The following is a 17,848-nucleotide window of genomic DNA, read 5'->3' on the forward strand; positions in this document are numbered from 1 at the left end:
CTCACCCTTTCACCAATCGGCCATGGATCTTTCTTAACCGGTTCAACAGTTTATTTTTTTTCCGAAAATCCGGATAATTTCCATTTGTTCCGTACCATTTATGAAAAACAAAGGGAGTGATGCCTTCTATTTCGGGTATCATATTTTCATGGCCAAAGTATTTGGCGACTTCCAACGGGGCAATCTGCATGCCTTCCGCTTCCAGGAGGTGGCGGATTTTACAGCAAATAAATCCATCCTCATTAAAGTACCCTTTTTCCCCTACCCACGGCACTCCCGCTTTTTTCGGAAAGTCCATAAGACGTTTGCTGCGGATTCCCACACTGTTTCCCACACGGCAGATGTTCCCGTAAATATCCCGGTAGGTAGTGGTATCCTCCGGTTTTGGAAGCGGCCATGGCGATCCGATATAATCATAATCCAGGAATTCATCTCTCCACTTTTCGGGATGCACGACAAAGCCATCGTAATGAACCAGGAGTGCGAATTGGGTATGAATATAATCGCCCAAATCATAAACCGTTTTATAATTAAAGTCATCAATATTACAAAGCTTATCTATGTGTTCGTAACGTATCCCTTTCGGCATGGACAGTGGCCTTTTATCCGTTATGATTACCGCATCAGCAAACACGATCTCCTTCATGCTGTATTCCATAGCCTTTAAGGTTGCTTTCACCTGCACACTGTCCATCGCACACAAGGTTACCTCCGGCAATACAAGCTTCCCCTCCGCATTGTAATAGCTTCTCTTGTTATCTTCCATTCTGCATTACCTGCCCTTCCATGCCTTTATCCTGCGGATAACACCTCTGGTTATTTTCCGCAGTCTGGCATTGGCATATATGCATTTACTTTGTATTTTATAGAAACATTCTCTCATTTTACCCGGATGCACATTCAGTCTCCGGTATCTGCGGGATTTTTTCTTATACTCGTTTAATTCCTGCCGGCATTCTTCGTCTGTAAATACCCTTCCTTTGCGATCCATATAATGCCAGCCGGAATAGATATTCTGTTCGCTGGCCCAGTAACCATCCGACACATTATGCCTGGCCCAATATTTAGGGGCTATGATGTAGGGATCCCTATCACTTGTAAAAGCCGGAAAATAAGCGAAAGAGGAATTAGCCAGCAAAAGATATCTGGCATTCTTCAATATGGAATAATCCTTCGCCAGATCGAAATTATAAGCCGGTACTCCGGGCAGAAATTTATTCGCTTCCTTCACATCATTTGTGATAATCATAAATTTCATATCGGGATTCATTTTCCGCATATGTTTCATGCCGTCAAGCCAATATTTTTTTCGCAGAAACAATTCCGGAGAATCCATATAATCGGAACACCGTAAATGCAGCACACATAAATCTTCTTTCGAGTAGTCATAGCAGTCGTATTCCGGTTTCACTTTAAGCCATTGCTTAATCTGTTCCTTATATGCAATATAATATTCTTCCGCCTGCATATTTCCAAACAGCAGCATATTATCCTTTACAGAAAACATTTCCTCATCCGCAGCCGTCACATAACACCCATGTGTCAGGTCATGCCGGGAACTGCCCGTATAAATCCTGTCATCTCTCTCATAATAGGTGCCTGCAAACTTATTTTTATCCGCTTGGATTCCAAAATCCAAATCCATAAAATAAAGTCCGCAGGAACTATGGATATTATTAGCTAGGGTTTCGCTGCCCAATATGCTGAAATCTCTGCCTTGTTTCATGGCAATACATCTGGTTGTAACATAACAAAATAATTGGTTTCCCAATCCCTGACCCTTGAGCAATTCTGTTCCGATCATTTATTTTTTCCTTTTCAAATCCCATTATTCCGGCAGCTTCGCTTCCTCAATTGTAACTGTTCCGTTCCTTCACAGTTACTGCCAAAATCCATCCTAAATCGCCTTCGGCGAAGGATTTTGGCACTCTTGAATCACGTTCTTACGGTCTGCGCAGTAAATGCGCAGGCCTGATTGAAACGTTACTCTCAATCTTCCCTTTATCCACATTGTAGATAATATCACAATTCTCAATCGTCCGCAATCTGTGGGCAATGATGATGAGGGTCTTGCGTCCGTGGAAGCTGTCAATAGCTTCCATGATCGCGGATTCCGTATCATTGTCCAGGGCGGAGGTAGCCTCATCAAACACCAGGATTTCAGGGTTATGGTACAGCGCCCTTGCGATCCCGATTCTCTGCCTCTGTCCGCCTGACAGGCGGACGCCGCGGTCGCCGATACTGGTTTCCAGCTGCTGGGGCATCTGCTCCACAAACTCCTTCATCTGGGCTTCTTCCAGCACCTGCCATACCCGTTTATCATCTATCTGGTCTTTATCCACACCAAAGGCAATGTTTTCCCGCAGGGAATCATCGGTCAGGAAAATCGTCTGGGGAATATATCCGATATGGCTCAGCCAGGAAGGATAATTATCAAAAATGTTAACACCGCCGCAGGTTATCGTCCCCTCCCGGACCTGAAGCAGACCCATGAGAATATCGATGGCGGTAGTTTTTCCTGCTCCGGAAGGCCCCATGACACCTACCGATTTTCCTATGGGGACACGCATGCTGGCGTTATCCAGAATCTTTTTGGTGGTGTTTGGATATAAATAAGTGATGTTATTAAGGCAGATAGCATCCGCAACCGGGATCGGGGCCGCTTTCCCATCATCCTTGCTCTGGTATTCCCCATACTTGGTATAATCGCTGAAATCCACGTTTTCATACACATAATCCAGAGAAGGCTGGAAAAATGCTATATTTGTCACATGTCCGTTGATACGGTTCACACTGGGGAGCAGCCTTGTGGCGGCAAACGCAAAGGCTGTCATCTGGGGAATCATTTCCGTCAGGTTGCCGCCTGCCAGGATATATACAGCCAAGTAGGCAAGGACTCCTCCCATGCAGAGTGTTTCTATGAGAAGCCTGGGGACATTATTGAGCACCGTATATTTGCTGGTCACTTCTCCGGCGATCCGGGAATATTTACGGAAATTTTTCGCAAAGAAGGCTTCTTTATGAAGGATTTTCACATCTTTGATTCCGTAAATAGACTGTAGGCGCCATTTTCCCATACGGCTCTGCACCTGCTGGGATTTCAGGCCCATGGTATTCAGCCTGGTCTTCATAACACGCATGATCAGGAGTGTCATAATGACCAGGATCCCTCCCATAACCACTGTCATTTTAAAATCAACCAGCAAAAGCGTCACACACAGGAACACAGCAACCACCGCTTCGCTCGCAAGCTGGATATATTCCATGAGGATGGTAAACACCTTGGGGACATCGCTGTCCACCAGCCGGAATACGGTAGGGATATCCGCGTTGAGATAAAATTCATAAGGACGGTTCAGATATTCCTCCAGCATATAGCTGACGGTACGGAACTGATTGCCGTTCACAAATTTGGCCTGCACGTAGGTCAGCAGCAGAAGGAACAAATTTTTGATTACGATGACTACGATGACCAGAAGAAGCAGCAGGAGAATCAGCTGCGTATAATTTTCCCTGGTGAGCGCAAAACCCAGCATGGAGCAAATCTTTTGTACCGTTTCACTTTCCAGCATGCTGTCCTGGTCGATGATTGCGGTAATCAGGGGCAGAATTGCGGTAACTCCTACGGTTTCCAGGATACCGCTGATAAGTATCATGATTCCCAGAAAGCCCACTTTCCTTTTCTGCTCTTTACTTAAAATGCTGTTAAGTTTTTTAATATTTTCCATCATAAGCGTATCATTCTCTCCGTATAGATATCCCGGCATTCCCTGCCGTTCAGCCATTTCGCCGGCGCTATTACTTGTTTTTCCGGGTTCTCGTTAAGCCATGCCCCCCACCAGCTGAAGCTGCTGTTGGCAATAATATTATGCCTGCATCTGCTCATCAGATACAAATCCAGGTAACCGGTGTCCTCTGTGCTTCCTTCCACAAGAATGCCGTTCTTTCCTCCAAAATGCGTACCCGTCCATTCCGGATCGTTGCTGAACAGGAAAAACCGGGCATCCGGTACCAGCGCTTCCATACGGGCAAAAGCCTCCCGATAGTAGGTTTCCGTACAGATTCCCGTATACAGGCCGCCATGGCTTTCCTCCAGGTAATCCCCCCGTCTGATATGCACACCCACCGACGAACAGCCCTCTATCTGCTTCTCCAGTCTCCGGTAAGCATCGGGGAGGGGAAATGCCCCGGACTCTATCCCGCGGAACCGGTATGCCTCACGCACTTTTTCTTCACAGTCCCGGAAGTATTTTTCACTCTGGAAGCAGCCTTCCAGCAGCGCCGGATCCCTTTCCATAACCTGGGGATCGAAATTGCTGTCTTTTTCCCGGTAGGCCTTTGTCCTCCTGCCGGTAAGCTTCCGTCTGACACGGGACAGCGTATCCATGGATGCATCCGTCATTTCTGTCAGTTCCTCTCTGGTAGCCCGTTCATAGGTGATTCCGAACACCTCCAGCTGCTTTGGCCTGGAGTCCGGCCCTTCATAGCAGGTGATATCGTCAATTTTCACCTCTTTCCCCCGGGCCTTCAGGCTGAGGTAGAGGGCGTATTCAAACATCTGGTTTCCCAGCCCCCCGGATAATTGCACAATAACCATGTTAACGTCCTCTCCGTTTTTGTTTCAGCGGGATAATGAACCTTTCATTCAGCCGTATCACGCCCAGATAAACTGCCGGTGATTTCAGGAAAATCATCATTTTCTTTTTTTCATTGGGGTTGGATACCGGGCATTGATATACCCGCTCCATATCCCGGCTGTCTCTGCGCAGGCGGTTTCTGATTACTTCCCGGTATTTTCTTCGGAAATCCTTTTCCGCCTTTCCCAGATCAATGTAATACAGCAGCAGTCTTTTATAGAAAAAATACCGGTGTATATCCGCCAGATCATTTCTGCCGATGGAACGTAAAAAGGCTTCTTTTTCCTCATAGGCAGGCAGCTGGTCCGTAAAGATGCGTTTTCCAAGGCCTTCCCCCATAATACTGCCTTCCCGTTCCAGCACGTAATTATAAAAAGCAGAATCTAGATATACCGTTCCTGAAGCTTTTGCCAGAAGCCTGGTGGTGTATACGATATCCTCATAGTATTTCCCCTTTGGGAAACAAAGATCCCCCATGAGTTCGCGCCGGTACAGCTTGTTCCAGGCGGCATTCTGGATACAGACTGCATCCTCTTCCCGAAGAAAGCTCTCCAGCGCCTCCTGTCCTTCGAAAACAACGGCGGCGCCGGTGGAATCATCCACGGTATGGCCGCGGTAGATTTTCCGGTAACGGCAGACCGCCAGGGGTACCCCAAACGCTCTGGCGGCGGAAAGCAGCCCCTCATACATGGTTTCCTCTATCCAGTCATCCCCGTCCACAAAAGCGATATATTCCCCGTCCGCCAATTTGCTTCCCGCATTTCTGGCATCGGAAAGTCCTCCGTTCTTCTTATGGAGCACCCGGATTCTGGGATCTTCCCCGGCAAGCCTGTCGCAGAGCGCCGCACAGCCGTCCGTGGAACCGTCGTCCACCAGAATAATCTGCAGGTTCCGGTATGTCTGTCTCCGGATGGAACGGACACATTTCTCCAGGTAGGCTTCGATGTTATATACCGCCACTATGACCGATATGCGGTCGGTCTGCTCCTCTTCCGGAATCGGGCGGAATGCATAATGTTCTATTTTCTGCACGGTTTCTTCCTTCCTGTGTAACTGTCCGGGCCTTTCCCCGTTACTGCCGAAATCCTTCCTGTTACCGTTCGGCCATCCAGGCCTGGAACATCAGGATATACCAAATCTGAATGCGCCATACACCGTTTTCCACAAAATCCTTCCAAATGTTCCATACGGTATCCGGATTTAAAATCCCCTGCGTTTCCAGCGTCCTGCGGTCCAGGAGCGTTTCCGCCCAGGCACGGAGGGACGGCTCCTTCAGCCATTTGGCAATGGGGATGGAAAACCCTTTTTTAGGCCTGTCCATCAACTCTTTCGGCACATATTTATACAGTACATCCCGAAGTACCAGCTTGCCCGTCCCATCCCGGCGCTTGTATTCCAGGGGAAGGCTCCAGGCGAATTCCACCACATCCTTATCCAGCATAGGGACTCTTGTCTCCAGTGAAACCGCCATCGCCGTACGATCCACCTTTACGAGGATGTCATCCGGATGGTACATCAGCATATCCATCAGCATGATTGTGTGATTGGTTTCTTTCAGATACCCCCGGGGCATCTGGGTATATTGATAGGGCAGGTTTCCGTGCTGTCTTGTGATCTCCATGGTAAGGGGATCGGTCAGGCGGGACTGCACATAGATATCTGCAGGATCCCTGGCACCCAGCAGCTTCCCTTTGATACGGAAAAGCTCCTTTGCCGCCAGGGGACTGTGCAGGACCAGATCGCTGCAGGGTTTGCGCAGAAAATAGGGAATATTTTTCATTTTTCCCCAGATACGGCTCACCGAAGCATAAGAGGTGTAACCGCAGAACAGCTCATCCCCGCCGTCACCGCTTAAGGATACGGTCACATGCTCCCGGGTCATTTTGCTGACAAGATAGGTAGGTATCTGGGAGGAATCTGCAAAGGGCTCTCCAAACATGTAGGGCAGTTTAGGGATTACGGCTTTGGCATCCGCCTCCGTAATGTAAGCTTCCGTATGCTCGGTTCCCAACACCTTTGCAATTTTCCTTGCGGCATCCGCCTCATTATATTCCTTCTCCCCCATACCAATGGTAAAGCTCTTTACCCTGCCGTTATTCAGCGACTGCATCAGTGCCACAATGGTACTGCTGTCGATTCCCGCAGAAAGGAAAGCGCCCACAGGCACATCCGCCGCCATCTGATCCCGGATGGAATCCTTCAGCAGCCGTTCCAGTTCCGAAGCCGCTTCCTCCCTGCTGCCGGTAAACGGATTCTCCTGCCCTTTTTTTGCCGCCTCCTTCACCGACCAGAAAGGTTCCACCGAAGGGCTGGCAAAGGGCGCGTCCAGAGTCAGGATACATCCCGGCTCCAGCTTCCATATATCCCGGTATATGGAGTAGGGCGCAGGAATATAGCCATGGACAAAATAAATATCCAGCACATCCTTATTTATTTCATTACGGAACCCATCCAGCGCGGCAATGGAACCAATATCGGATGCGTAAACAAAGCTTCCGTTTACAAAACCATAATATAAAGGCTTTTCCCCGATCCGGTCGCGGAGCAGATACAGCCTTTTTTCTTTATTATCATACAAGGCGATGGCAAACATGCCTTTACACATCGTTATGGCTTCCCTGATCCCGATATGCTCCATCGCCTCCAACAGAACCTCCGTGTCCGAAGTCCCGCGGAAGTGTTCCACCTTTTTTTCATCAAGCAGGCGTTTTGCTATTTTTCGGTAATTATAAATTTCTCCGTTAAAAACGATTTCAAACCGGCCGCTGTGAGACTGCATGGGCTGTGCGCCGTTTTCCGAAAGATCCACAATGGAAAGCCTCTGATGCCCCATGACCACTTTCTGGTCATCGCTGGCCCAGATACCGGAAGCATCCGGCCCTCTGTGCCGCATCCGCTCATTCATTTTCCTGATATTTTTCTCCCAGTTCCCTTTCCAGTTACAAAATCCTGCAATTCCACACATAGACTCACCTGCTTTCTTTCGTCCTTTTTTCTTACCTGCTTCTTTCAGGCTTTGCTTTCCCTACTCTTCTTCGATCACCTTGAATTCTTTCCGGGCCTTTTTATCCAGAATGATCTGTTTGGCGGTTTCCGTCTGCTCTTCCCACAATTCGGCAGCCCTGTCCCAGCTTTCATATTCCTTCTGCCCCCGTTTGTCCGTAAAGGAATAATGGGTTTTCAGATATTCTCCCAGAAACGCGCTGCATTTTTCCATGCCGAAGGCATTTGTGTGACCGCCGTAATCATCAAAATCCGTTTCGAAGTCCATATCCAGCTCTTCGTAGTAATCGTTCAGGTTCAGGAACCGGTATCCGGTAGGTGCGATAATATCCGCTATATAATTATACTGGCTTTGTTTTTCCTCCGTCATGGTATTGGGTGATACGATAAATAAAGCGTTCAGCCCTTTTTCCTGTAAATAGGCCAGGAGATCGCGCAGCACCTCTTCCTGATCCTCCGGTATGGCCTGCCTTGTGGTCACTCCGGAATAATCCGCCATTTCGCTGGGTCCGATGTCGTCACGGATGACTGCTCCCTTTAAGGGATCCTGGTGTTCATAGCGGAAGGTCACCATTTGGCTGGGGAGCACCAGGGTCTTCCAGTTGGAATGATATTTAAAGATATCAAAATAATAGGTGTATCTTGCTTCCTCCCCGCCCGGCTCCACCAAGTCATTTATGGTTTTAATCCGGTTCCAGGAATACTTCATATTATCGGTGACGCCTCTGGTATAGGCCATATTCTGAGTCAGCCGTTCATCCGGTCCAAGATACATCCGCATTTCAAAAATATAAAGCGCCGGATCCTGGGTTTTCTCCGCTTCCTCCACCAGATGCACAGCCGCTTTGGGACGCTGCATGTTGGAAGAAAGAGGATAACAGGTAATCCCGGTATCCTTCCATATTTTCGGCCCTGCATAATAGGGGTATACCGGGCTGGACCCGATCATCACCACATCAATGGTATCCTCTTTTTCCCCATAAAATCCCACAAATATATCCTTGATATCGCCGTTTGTGCGAATCATATAGGTGAGTGGAATCAGAATCAGGAAAAAACCTGCTATAAAACAAATTGTTTTTATCCATTCTTTTCTCTTCATACTACCTGTTACTTTCTCATAGAGTAACTGTTCAGTGCCCTCACAGTTAAGTTACCTCTTGGAAATCAAATAATCCATCCATTCTCTGTCCACATGCTCCGGAAGATATTCTTCAAGGAGCTTTGCCGCATTGCGTCCCATGGCATCCGCTTTGTCCCTGTCGGAAAGCAGGGTGCGCAAGGCAAGTTCCAGGGCGGCGGTATCTCCGGGAGGAATCAGGAGTCCGTTGATTCCGTCCTGAATCAGCTCAGCAGGCCCGCCGCAGGGACAATCGGTAGAAATTACCGGCAGTCCTAAGCACATGGCCTCAATCAGGGTGTTAGGCATTCCTTCGCTGAAGGATGACAGCACGAAGGCGCTGCCTTTATATATTTTATCCGCCACATCCGTCACCGCTCCCGGCAGGCTGACACGATCCGAAAGGTTCATCTGTTCCGCCAGTTCACGCAGGGGTTCCCTGCATTCCCCGTTCCCGTAGATAACCAGTCTGACAAGGGGGAAATCTGCCGCCAGCCCCGAAAAGGCACGCAGCAGCATTTCATGGTTCTTGTTAGCATCCATACGGCCCACCGCATAGATGCACATATCCCGTTCTCCTTCAAACCGTTTCCGGACAAAGGAAGGATTCAGGGGGTTTTTTAATACCACCGCTTTCTTCCTGATTCTTTCCGGGAAAAAAGCAAAGGCCTCCTTCGTCTGAAGCACGATTCCGGCCGCCCTGGCAAAATAGGTCCTGGCAAGGAAACGCATGAGTCCGGTAGCATATTCTGCCTCCGGCTCTCCCCTGACGGAAATCACAACGGGAATATCCAGAAAGCTGCTGGTAAGAAGGGCCATCAGATTGTTTTTTCCGATAAAAGAAAGAATAACATCCGGCCGTTCCTCCTTCCAGATTCGGCGCAGCTTGCGGAAACGGCGGATAAAATTTACCATCCGGCTTCCGCTCTTCTCTTCCTCCGTAATCTCACTGTAAACACGTTTGATTTCCGGAGACAGCTCATATTCCCCTTCTCCCTTGTACTGGGTCACAACCGTAACCCGTATCCCCTGGTTCTCCAGGTACTCGGCCAGATTGACCAGGACTCTCTCCGAACCGCCTTTGCGCAGGGCACTGATAAAGAGAGCAATATGCATTTTTCCGGTATTCGCTGTTGTCTTCTGTCGTTTTTTCAATGATACGGCTCCTTTAAAGCTAACTAAATGCATCCTACATCCTTTATAGCATACCAAGCCCTTCAGGTTCTTTCACAACACACCTCATCTCATATAGCATGCATACCACTGCTGAAAGGTAAAAAAGGCCCAAACAATCCTGGAGTAATTTTCACCGCTGCCCGGCCCCCTGTCACCCTGCTGCAGGTAGCTATCAATAAAACGGCTGACATAGTCCGCATGGAAAATCCCCTGCTTCACCAGAAACTCTTTCGAGGAATAGTCCGTCAGGCTGTTTTGCAGCGGGCCTCTGAGCCATTTATCGAGAGGTACGGAAAAGCCTTTTTTCTTCCTGTCCAGCATCTCCCGGGGTATATAATCATAGGCGATGCTTTTTAAAATTCTTTTTTTCTCCCCGTTCTTATATTTAAAGGAATGAGGAAGGCGGAAGGAGTACTCCATTACCTCTTTATCCAGGATCGGGCATCTGGCCTCCAGGGAGTATTTCATGGAAGCCCTGTCCACCTTGCATAAGATGTCTCCCGGCAGATACGTGTCCATGTCCAAAAGCATTCTGCGGATCTGCCAGTCCTTCTCCCGGTAGGCGCTCTCTCTGGGATAACGGCAGTCCATCCCAGCCCCGGATACAAACGCTCTCGCCGTGTCCGGATAAGCCGGGGGGCAGATTTGGGTCTTCAGCTCCGGATTGCGGTTTCCGGCGATGGAACGCACCTTAACCGGAAGCCTTTCTTCCAGCTTTGCCCTCCTTATGCCGGGCAGATCCAATACCCCGTGGACCATACCTCCCAGCCCGTCCAGTTTCTGCACCCGGGCCAGCCTGTCATACATTTGATAACCGCAGAAGAATTCATCCCCGCCGTCACCGGACAAGGCGACAGTCACCTGCTTTCTGGCGAGCGCGGATACCAGCATGGTAGGGATTTGGGAGCTGTCTGCAAAAGGTTCATCATAATAGGCAGGAATGCTCTCCACCAGATCAAACATCCCCTTTTCATCGATATACGCTTCCGTGTGATCCGTCCCGAGATACGCTGCCACCTGTCTGGCATAGACAGCCTCATTGTACTGTTCCTCTTCAAAACCTATGGAAAACGTCTTCACCGGCTCCCGTGAGTTTTCCTGGGCGATGGCGGTCATCAGGGAGGAATCGTAGCCTCCGCTTAAAAAGCTGCCCAGGGGCACATCCGCGATCATACGGGAAGCCACCGCTTTTTGAAGAAGCCTCTTCAGTTCCTTTTTTGCTTCCTCATAATCCGTGACCGGGTTTTTCTGCATTTTATGATAGACATCCGCAATATCCCAATATTTCCAGGTCCTGATTTCGCCCTTATGAAACCGCAGTATTTCTCCGGGCTGCAGCTTATATACATCCCGGAAAATGCTGTCCGGCGCATTGATATACTGCTGGTAAAGGAAACGGGCCAGCACATCCTTCCGGATTTCCCCGGGGAATCCGGGACACGCCATAAGAGGCTTGAGTTCCGAGGCAAACACCAGATTTTCCCCATCCAGCCAATAGGAAAGCGGTTTTTTCCCAATCCGGTCCCTCACCAGGAAGATTTCCTGGGTCCTTTTATCATAAAGGGCTATGGCAAACATGCCGTTCAGACGTTCCATACAGGAAATACCCCATTTCAGATAAGCTGCGATAATGACTTCCGTATCACAGTTAGACTTAAAGGGGTAGTCGGAAAGTTCTTTCTTCAATTCTTTAAAGTTATAAATTTCTCCGTTAAAAACGATACAGATCTGATCCCGCCCTGCTCCGAAGGAGGCTTCCGAATGCATGGGCTGATGCCCCAGCGCGGAAAGATCCATAATGGAAAGCCTTCGCTGTGCGAAACCAATCCGGTAGCCATCCTCGCCGGGATAGATTTCTTCCCCCGAGTCATCAGGCCCCCTGTGGTACATCGTGTCATTCATGATTTTCAGGGTAGTATCCGCTATCTCCCTCCTGCTCACAAAACCACAAATACCGCACATACTGTCACTCTCCTTTCCCTGCGTACCGGAAGCGCTGCCGCCGTCTTAAAGCAAATCCCTGACTCTTGCGAAATGCTTGCACTCATTATCTATTGTGTCCATCAATTCCTCATTTCTTTCCTGTATCAGCGTTCTGAAGTTCTCCAGGTTGTCATACCCTTTCTTTGTCCAGGAATAGGGATGGGTCAGAATCTGGACCCTTTCGTTGTTAAACAGTGTGTCCGCATCCGGCGTGCCGTAATTCCATCTGTGCTTGGCATCGGAAATATACTTCACATGCAGCGGCGTGGAATCCGTAACATTTTCAGAAAAGGTAAAAAATTCATCCTGATAAGCATTGATAATCCCCGGAAAAACAATATTTTCCCGGAGTACATCCGCCGATGGGCGGTGTATGGAAAATTCGGTGATTTCAAAGCCGAGCATTTCGCTGAGAACATGGATTTCCTGCAGAATCTTCTTTCTCACCAGCTCCATATCCGTCAGGCCGTTCAGCGCGAAATGAAGGCCGATAACATGCCCTCTTTCATGCATGTATTTTATCATGTCCATATTTTTTTTAGAAAGGATATTATAGGAATTATTGGTCCACTGGAAAAAATAGGTGGATGTAAAGTCCATCGACAGCTCCAGTTTGGAAAGGGCAAAGGCACGGTCCACGCTGAATTCCACGTCATGCCTCATGATAATGAACTTGTCCCGCTCCTGCGCCTGTCTGAAATTGCAGCCGCGTCCGCTTTCTTTAATAATATTGATAATTTCTTTATAATCCGAATAGGAAAACATTCGTTTTACTCCTCCTGCGTTGTAACCGTTCCAGACGGGTCTGAACGGTTACCCAACGTTATCTGCATACGGCTTCTATATAATCCTGCCACTGTTCAAAAACCGCTTTGCCGTTTGCCCTCTCACGAATCTCCCGCGCTTTGCTGCCAAGCCGCTCCGCCAAATCAGGGTTTTCAATCAGCCTGCAGATCCCCTCCGCTAAAGCTTCTTCATCCTTGATAGGAACAAGCAGCCCGTTCACCCCGTCCTTCATAACTGTGCGGGGGCCGCCGCAGGGACAATCCGTGGCCACAATGGGCAGTCCCAGAGCCATTGCCTCCAAAAGCGCATTGGGAAGCCCTTCCCAATCGGAGGAAAAGGCAAAAACCGACGCATTTACAAGCACCTTTTCCAGGGAATCACTGGCTCCCATAAGAAAAACGTAATCCTCCGCCTTCCTCTCCGCAATCAGCTCCTCCAGCTGCTCCTTTGTCCCGTCGCCGGAATCGCCGCCATATATTTTAAGCACATAGTCAGGATGTTTCTTATGCACCCTGTCAAACGCACGGATCAGCATCAGCTGGTTTTTAAAGTCCACAATTCTTCCGGACTGCACCACTTCTTTGACTCTTTTTTCCGGCCGGGGCACATCCAGGTATTTATTATGCAGGGGGTTCAGGATAATACGTGATTTCGCCCGCACCTTTTCAGGGAAAAAATCTCTCTGTCCCTCAGTTTGAAACACACAGCCTGCCGCTCTGGGGAACAGCAGCGGAATCTGGAATTTGTCATCCCAGTGATCATAATGTCCCACCGGATCCGTACGCACGGAAACAATGACCGGTATCCCGGTCCCCAGCGCCGCCGTTATGGCACGGTAATTCGCCTTATGGCAGAAAGCAACCACCACATCCGGTTTTACCTTTTTGATAAAGGCCCGCAGACGCTGTCCGCGGATTCTGAGCCTGGCAAATCTGCCCTTGCCTTCTTCCTCTTCGTTCAGGCCCACATGGACTCTGGTTATGCTGTTATCTATCTGGAATTCATTGTCAGCATACCATTCGGTAGCAATATACACTTCATAGCCTTCCGCAGCAAACTGGTGGGCGAGATTCGTGATAACCCGTTCTGCCCCGCCCTGCTCCAGGCTGTTTATGTGGAACACAATTCTACGCATATTTACGTCCTTTTCATTTCCTGAAATTGGCTGCATAAATTCAATCTAGTTTACCACATTAGGATTAAGGATACAAGAAAAAAAGCGGGTACCCCCGTTGTTTCCGGCACATTGTCCCGTTTGGTATCCGTCCGCCGCAGCCCCTGCGCCCTTGTGTATCCGGCCTGCCCTTGGGGGTATGATGTCCCTTAGGTGCTTTCTATACAGTGGAAATGAGACCAATCCAAAGCGGCAGCCTCACCTGACACTTTGGATGCTTTGGGCTCATTGGAACGTTTGGTATAGCAGCACCTGAGAGATATCATACCCCCAAGGGCAGGCCGGATACACAAGGGCACAGGGGCTGCGGCGGACGGATACCAAACGGGACAACCTACCCTGTTTCGACGTGGTACCCGCACGCAGTACATGTGTATTCCCTTTCGGTAAATCTTACTGTTCCTGGCTCTTCCTGCTGTTTTCTCCCCCCGGTCCGTCCTTCCTCGGAACCTCGTCCGGTATGATATTACCGGCCTGGTCATTGTCATCGGGAAGGGGAAGATCCGCCTGGGGAATATTGCCGTCATCGTATACGCTGTTTACTTTCCGGGAAGCTTCCTGGTCTGCTTTCGCTTGTTTCTCCATAAATAATGCCGCCTTTCACTTTTTGGAGTTAGTATGCCCGGATGGCGTTTCTTTATTCCAAAGGGGTATGGCCGCTGTCAATACCGGATATCCCCGTCGTGGGTAAGCAGCGAAACGCAGTCCATACCTTCCATTCCCGCACAGGCATCAATCAATCCCATTTCATCCTTGGTTTTGACTTCTATAACATAGTCGATCCCTGCGGCCGTTACATTCCGGGAACGGATCTTATAGCCTTTGGCGAAAGATTCCAGCACAGGAAGAAGTTTCGCTTCCATTGACTTATCCGAACTGTTTAACACCAATAACAGGGAGGCCTGGGGCATTTTTATGAAATCGAGTAAAAAGGATAAGATTGTCACCACAAGGCAGGTAACGATTGCCAGCATGTACAGCCCTGCGCCACATATGATACCTGTGCTGATCGACCAGAATAGAAAAAGCAAATCCATGGGATTTTTGATGGCGTTCCGGAAACGTACGATAGAAAGCGCGCCTACCATACCCAATGAAATAACAAGCGATGACTGTAAAGCCAGCACAATTGCCGCCGTAAGCACCGGCATAATAGCCAGTGTTTTATTGAAGTCTCTGGAGTAAAAGCTGCTGTGGCTGTTGAGCCGGTAAATATAATAAATGTACACGGACAGCAAAACGGTAATAAGCAAAATGGAGATTACCTGGAATACCGACATCTCCATCGAAAAACCTTCCAGTATTGATTTCTTGATTACATCCCTTGCACCCATGATATCCCTCCTGTATAGTAAGCTTGTGCTGCAATTCTGCATTCTCTGTATTTTGAATAGGGCGTCTGCTGCTGCCGTCCGGTTTCCAGTGCCTGCGCAATGTAGGAAGGAAGTACTTCATCGTATTTCACTTCCAGAACATGCTTTCCTTTTTCCATAACGGGAAGAAGTCTGAGCTTCGGCTCCAGAAAATTTCTAATATCGGCAGATGCGGAAATATTCCGGTCAAAGGTCACCCTCACATTACCTGTTTTATTAATATAGGCAGTCCTTTCATACTGAACAATGACTACCGGACGAAGAAGGCTTGTCCGCATGGCAAGGAACAGCATATGCAGTACCGTGGGATCCCCTTTCTGGTATGCCGGGACCTTTCCGGCCATCACAGCACTGCACTGCTTTTCTGTCAGCGGACAGCTTTCCTTTTTTGTCATTCCGCTGCATTTATATTTTACTTCCAAAGAAATTTTGTCTGCGCATCCTCCGTAAATACGGATACGGAACTTTTTCCTGTCATTCACTCCATCCATGGTTTCCGCGAAACAGGTATTATCATAGTCGTCAAAATAGAGACTGCGGATTTGGTATTTTCCCTCTTCACCGTGATGGGCATCCTCTTCCATCAAATGAGATAATCTTCCTGCCAGGATCCGTAATTCCCCTTCCGTACAGATATATTTCTCTTCTACCCTATATTCCATTCCTGTCATTCCTCATTATAATCCCCCGCCGCAATGGCGCTGTCCATGAAAACAATCCTCGCTCTGATATATTCTTGTATAGCAGTAATATCCGTACTGTTGCCCGCATCCGGCCAGCGCAGTATTTCCCTGTTAAAAGCGCCGCTTTCCGTCAGCAGCGTCATGTAATCGGCGGCCATTTGACACAACCTGTCGGCTTGTATGCAAGACTGCCTCATGGCGGACCATAGCTGGTTTGTCAGGGTAATGATTTCTTTCTCACTGCTCTCATATAATTTTTGGAAATCGCTGACAGTAAAAATCTCGTCAATTCCAAAGACACCAAATTCCGTAATATTCGGGCTTTCCACTGACCAGGCATCACCGAAGGAATAATTGAGATCCCAGGGTATTTTGCGGATCAGCAGCCGGTTTTCCTGCTCCGATGCCAATATATAAAAGTTTTTATTAATGTTATCCGATGCCGAAAGGAATTGTAAATATAACCAGAACTTTGTGATGTTTTCCTTATCCAGGACAGCCGGCTCGTCCATTTCTCTCTCATCCGCCAGGTAGTCCGTATAATATTCCAGCGGCTTCCAGATTCCATCCTGCCATTCTTTCGGGAATTCTATTTCGAATTCTTCGGTTTCCATGGCATCAGATATTCCATCATAGTAGCCTCTGCCAACCCCATCTATGGAACTGCACTTATAAAGGAAATCCCCTTCCTTTAAACTGAGCTGTTTTTTATCAATCGGCTCCATTAATCCGTAAATGCCTCTGTAAAAGCCGTTTACAAATACTTCTGCATATTCCATTCTGGTGCCCTGCAGTTCGGGGCTGATTTCATTCCAGAGATCGGTCGCTATCTTTTCACGCACCTTGCTTGTATCGGAGTAAAGGGCATTCAGAATCCACTTATTATCACTTCGCATTCCCAGAAAAGATTTATTACGGGCTTCCCCTTTTTCATCAAACAGGCGTATGCCGAAGCTTTTCTTTTCAAACTGCCGGCTGCTGGCCCCTCTTTCATAATAAGTACAGAAGCTTTCTTTTATTGTATACAGGCCTTCTGCTTCCTTATCTTCCGGATCCCATACTACCAGCTTACTATTGTTGCTGACTGCTTTATCTGCCGATTCCACCAAGTCCCCGGTGATACTGATAATTGGAAGCCCTGAAAAAACCACTTCGTCTTCACTATACCAGCCATCACCAAATACAATAAAACGAAAAGGATGCCCTTCCCTGATAGCTCCCGCCTTATCAGCCCAATAGTTGTCTTCATAGAAATAAACTTTAATCTTTCTGTCCGTTGTTTCCAGCTTTCCCTGGAATTCTTCCGAATTCAGGGACTGGGATATATAATAGAAACCGTAATTTCCATCGTAAGGTAATTGCTGTTCCCCAAACAGGACAAAATCCCCTATGGGATCCTCCGATGAAATCCTGCCTTCCTTCATACTGTTTAATTCATTTTCTGTCTTTATTTCCACCGAAATTATTTTTTGACTTTCCTTAGCCCTGAGCAAAAGTCCGAAAATACAAAAACATACAAACAATAAACAGCTTGCTGCAAATAATATTCGTTTTCTTTCCACCGCTATCATCCTGTATTTGTAATATAATATATCGTTACTTTTTTCACAATTTGATTATTATACAAGCTTTTTAAGCAAAATACAATGTATATATTCTAAAATCCGCCACTGAATTTCTTAATTTTTAATTAAATTTTTCTGTGGCATCTCATTTTGCTTGTATATTTTTCCATTTACGTAGTAAAATATAGTACCAAACTAATATTATGCTTTTACCTGCTTATTTTACTCATAATAAATTACTTACTGCTGTTTAAATGCTTCTTACATTTAATCCAGTTGGGTAATCATCTGTTCTCTGTCAAGAAAGGAGTATCTAAGAGTTACGGCTGCTTTTGTAATTCTTATAAA

15 protein-coding genes are annotated in these 17,848 nt (G+C 47.7%); all 15 read right to left on the reverse strand.

Features of this window, described 5'->3' with window-relative positions:
• Position 1: 1 nt before the first annotated feature.
• Positions 2-766 (reverse strand): DUF5672 family protein, encoded by a 765-nt coding sequence (locus DXA36_RS04465; protein ID WP_118676733.1) that lies wholly within the window; start codon positions 764-766, stop codon positions 2-4.
• Between the two features lie 6 nt (positions 767-772).
• A complete protein-coding gene (locus DXA36_RS04470; protein WP_118676735.1) occupies positions 773-1,804 on the reverse strand; it encodes a glycosyl transferase in 1,032 nt (343 codons plus the stop codon).
• Between the two features lie 139 nt (positions 1,805-1,943).
• Complete coding sequence (locus tag DXA36_RS04475; RefSeq protein WP_118676737.1) at positions 1,944-3,731, reverse strand: ABC transporter ATP-binding protein; 1,788 nt, start codon at positions 3,729-3,731, stop codon at positions 1,944-1,946.
• Positions 3,728-4,597, reverse strand: a complete 870-nt coding sequence (locus DXA36_RS04480; protein ID WP_118676739.1) for an alpha-1,2-fucosyltransferase — start codon at positions 4,595-4,597, stop codon at positions 3,728-3,730. The genes DXA36_RS04475 and DXA36_RS04480 overlap by 4 nt, the downstream gene beginning before the upstream one ends.
• A gap of 1 nt (position 4,598) precedes the next feature.
• On the reverse strand, positions 4,599-5,669 hold the full coding sequence (locus DXA36_RS04485) for a glycosyltransferase (protein WP_118676741.1): 1,071 nt from the start codon (positions 5,667-5,669) through the stop codon (positions 4,599-4,601).
• Positions 5,670-5,730: 61 nt separating this feature from the next.
• Complete coding sequence (gene asnB / locus DXA36_RS04490) at positions 5,731-7,602, reverse strand: asparagine synthase (glutamine-hydrolyzing) (protein ID WP_118676743.1); 1,872 nt, start codon at positions 7,600-7,602, stop codon at positions 5,731-5,733.
• 60 nt (positions 7,603-7,662) lie between these two features.
• A complete protein-coding gene (locus DXA36_RS04495) occupies positions 7,663-8,742 on the reverse strand; it encodes an SGNH/GDSL hydrolase family protein (protein ID WP_118676745.1) in 1,080 nt (359 codons plus the stop codon).
• Positions 8,743-8,793: 51 nt separating this feature from the next.
• The gene (locus DXA36_RS04500) at positions 8,794-9,915 is read right to left on the reverse strand and encodes a glycosyltransferase (protein ID WP_118676747.1); all 1,122 of its coding nucleotides are present in this window, start codon (positions 9,913-9,915) and stop codon (positions 8,794-8,796) included.
• 84 nt (positions 9,916-9,999) lie between these two features.
• Positions 10,000-11,898 carry an asparagine synthase (glutamine-hydrolyzing) gene (gene asnB / locus DXA36_RS04505; RefSeq protein ID WP_118676749.1) on the reverse strand — a complete coding sequence of 633 codons (1,899 nt, stop codon included), beginning with the start codon at positions 11,896-11,898 and terminating at the stop codon, positions 10,000-10,002.
• A 45-nt stretch (positions 11,899-11,943) separates the two neighbouring features.
• On the reverse strand, positions 11,944-12,684 hold the full coding sequence (locus DXA36_RS04510; protein ID WP_118676751.1) for a hypothetical protein: 741 nt from the start codon (positions 12,682-12,684) through the stop codon (positions 11,944-11,946).
• A 58-nt stretch (positions 12,685-12,742) separates the two neighbouring features.
• Positions 12,743-13,840: a glycosyltransferase gene (locus DXA36_RS04515; protein WP_118676753.1), complete on the reverse strand. Its 1,098-nt coding sequence runs from the start codon at positions 13,838-13,840 to the stop codon at positions 12,743-12,745.
• Positions 13,841-14,272: 432 nt separating this feature from the next.
• Entirely contained in the window at positions 14,273-14,464 is a 192-nt protein-coding gene (locus DXA36_RS04520) for a hypothetical protein (protein ID WP_118676755.1), read from the reverse strand.
• Positions 14,465-14,541: 77 nt separating this feature from the next.
• Positions 14,542-15,213 (reverse strand): DUF4956 domain-containing protein, encoded by a 672-nt coding sequence (locus tag DXA36_RS04525; protein WP_118676757.1) that lies wholly within the window; start codon positions 15,211-15,213, stop codon positions 14,542-14,544.
• Complete coding sequence (locus DXA36_RS04530; RefSeq protein ID WP_182478928.1) at positions 15,195-15,914, reverse strand: polyphosphate polymerase domain-containing protein; 720 nt, start codon at positions 15,912-15,914, stop codon at positions 15,195-15,197. Before DXA36_RS04530 ends, DXA36_RS04525 begins: the two co-directional genes overlap by 19 nt.
• Before the next feature lie 5 nt (positions 15,915-15,919).
• Complete coding sequence (locus tag DXA36_RS04535; RefSeq protein WP_182478929.1) at positions 15,920-17,497, reverse strand: CotH kinase family protein; 1,578 nt, start codon at positions 17,495-17,497, stop codon at positions 15,920-15,922.
• Positions 17,498-17,848: the final 351 nt, after the last annotated feature.

Origin of the sequence: Eisenbergiella sp. OF01-20 (assembly GCF_003478085.1) — a bacterium.
Classification (GTDB): domain Bacteria; phylum Bacillota; class Clostridia; order Lachnospirales; family Lachnospiraceae; genus Eisenbergiella.

Coding starts and splice junctions, on each gene's coding strand:
- DXA36_RS04465 (WP_118676733.1), bottom strand. CDS start 766: ATGGAAGATAACAAGAGAAGCTATTACAATGCGGAGGGGAAGCTTGTA.
- DXA36_RS04470 (WP_118676735.1), bottom strand. CDS start 1,804: ATGATCGGAACAGAATTGCTCAAGGGTCAGGGATTGGGAAACCAATTA.
- DXA36_RS04475 (WP_118676737.1), bottom strand. CDS start 3,731: ATGATGGAAAATATTAAAAAACTTAACAGCATTTTAAGTAAAGAGCAG.
- DXA36_RS04480 (WP_118676739.1), bottom strand. CDS start 4,597: ATGGTTATTGTGCAATTATCCGGGGGGCTGGGAAACCAGATGTTTGAA.
- asnB (WP_118676743.1), bottom strand. CDS start 7,602: ATGTGTGGAATTGCAGGATTTTGTAACTGGAAAGGGAACTGGGAGAAA.
- DXA36_RS04495 (WP_118676745.1), bottom strand. CDS start 8,742: ATGAAGAGAAAAGAATGGATAAAAACAATTTGTTTTATAGCAGGTTTT.
- asnB (WP_118676749.1), bottom strand. CDS start 11,898: ATGTGCGGTATTTGTGGTTTTGTGAGCAGGAGGGAGATAGCGGATACT.
- DXA36_RS04510 (WP_118676751.1), bottom strand. CDS start 12,684: ATGTTTTCCTATTCGGATTATAAAGAAATTATCAATATTATTAAAGAA.
- DXA36_RS04515 (WP_118676753.1), bottom strand. CDS start 13,840: ATGCGTAGAATTGTGTTCCACATAAACAGCCTGGAGCAGGGCGGGGCA.
- DXA36_RS04520 (WP_118676755.1), bottom strand. CDS start 14,464: ATGGAGAAACAAGCGAAAGCAGACCAGGAAGCTTCCCGGAAAGTAAAC.
- DXA36_RS04525 (WP_118676757.1), bottom strand. CDS start 15,213: ATGGGTGCAAGGGATGTAATCAAGAAATCAATACTGGAAGGTTTTTCG.
- DXA36_RS04530 (WP_182478928.1), bottom strand. CDS start 15,914: ATGGAATATAGGGTAGAAGAGAAATATATCTGTACGGAAGGGGAATTA.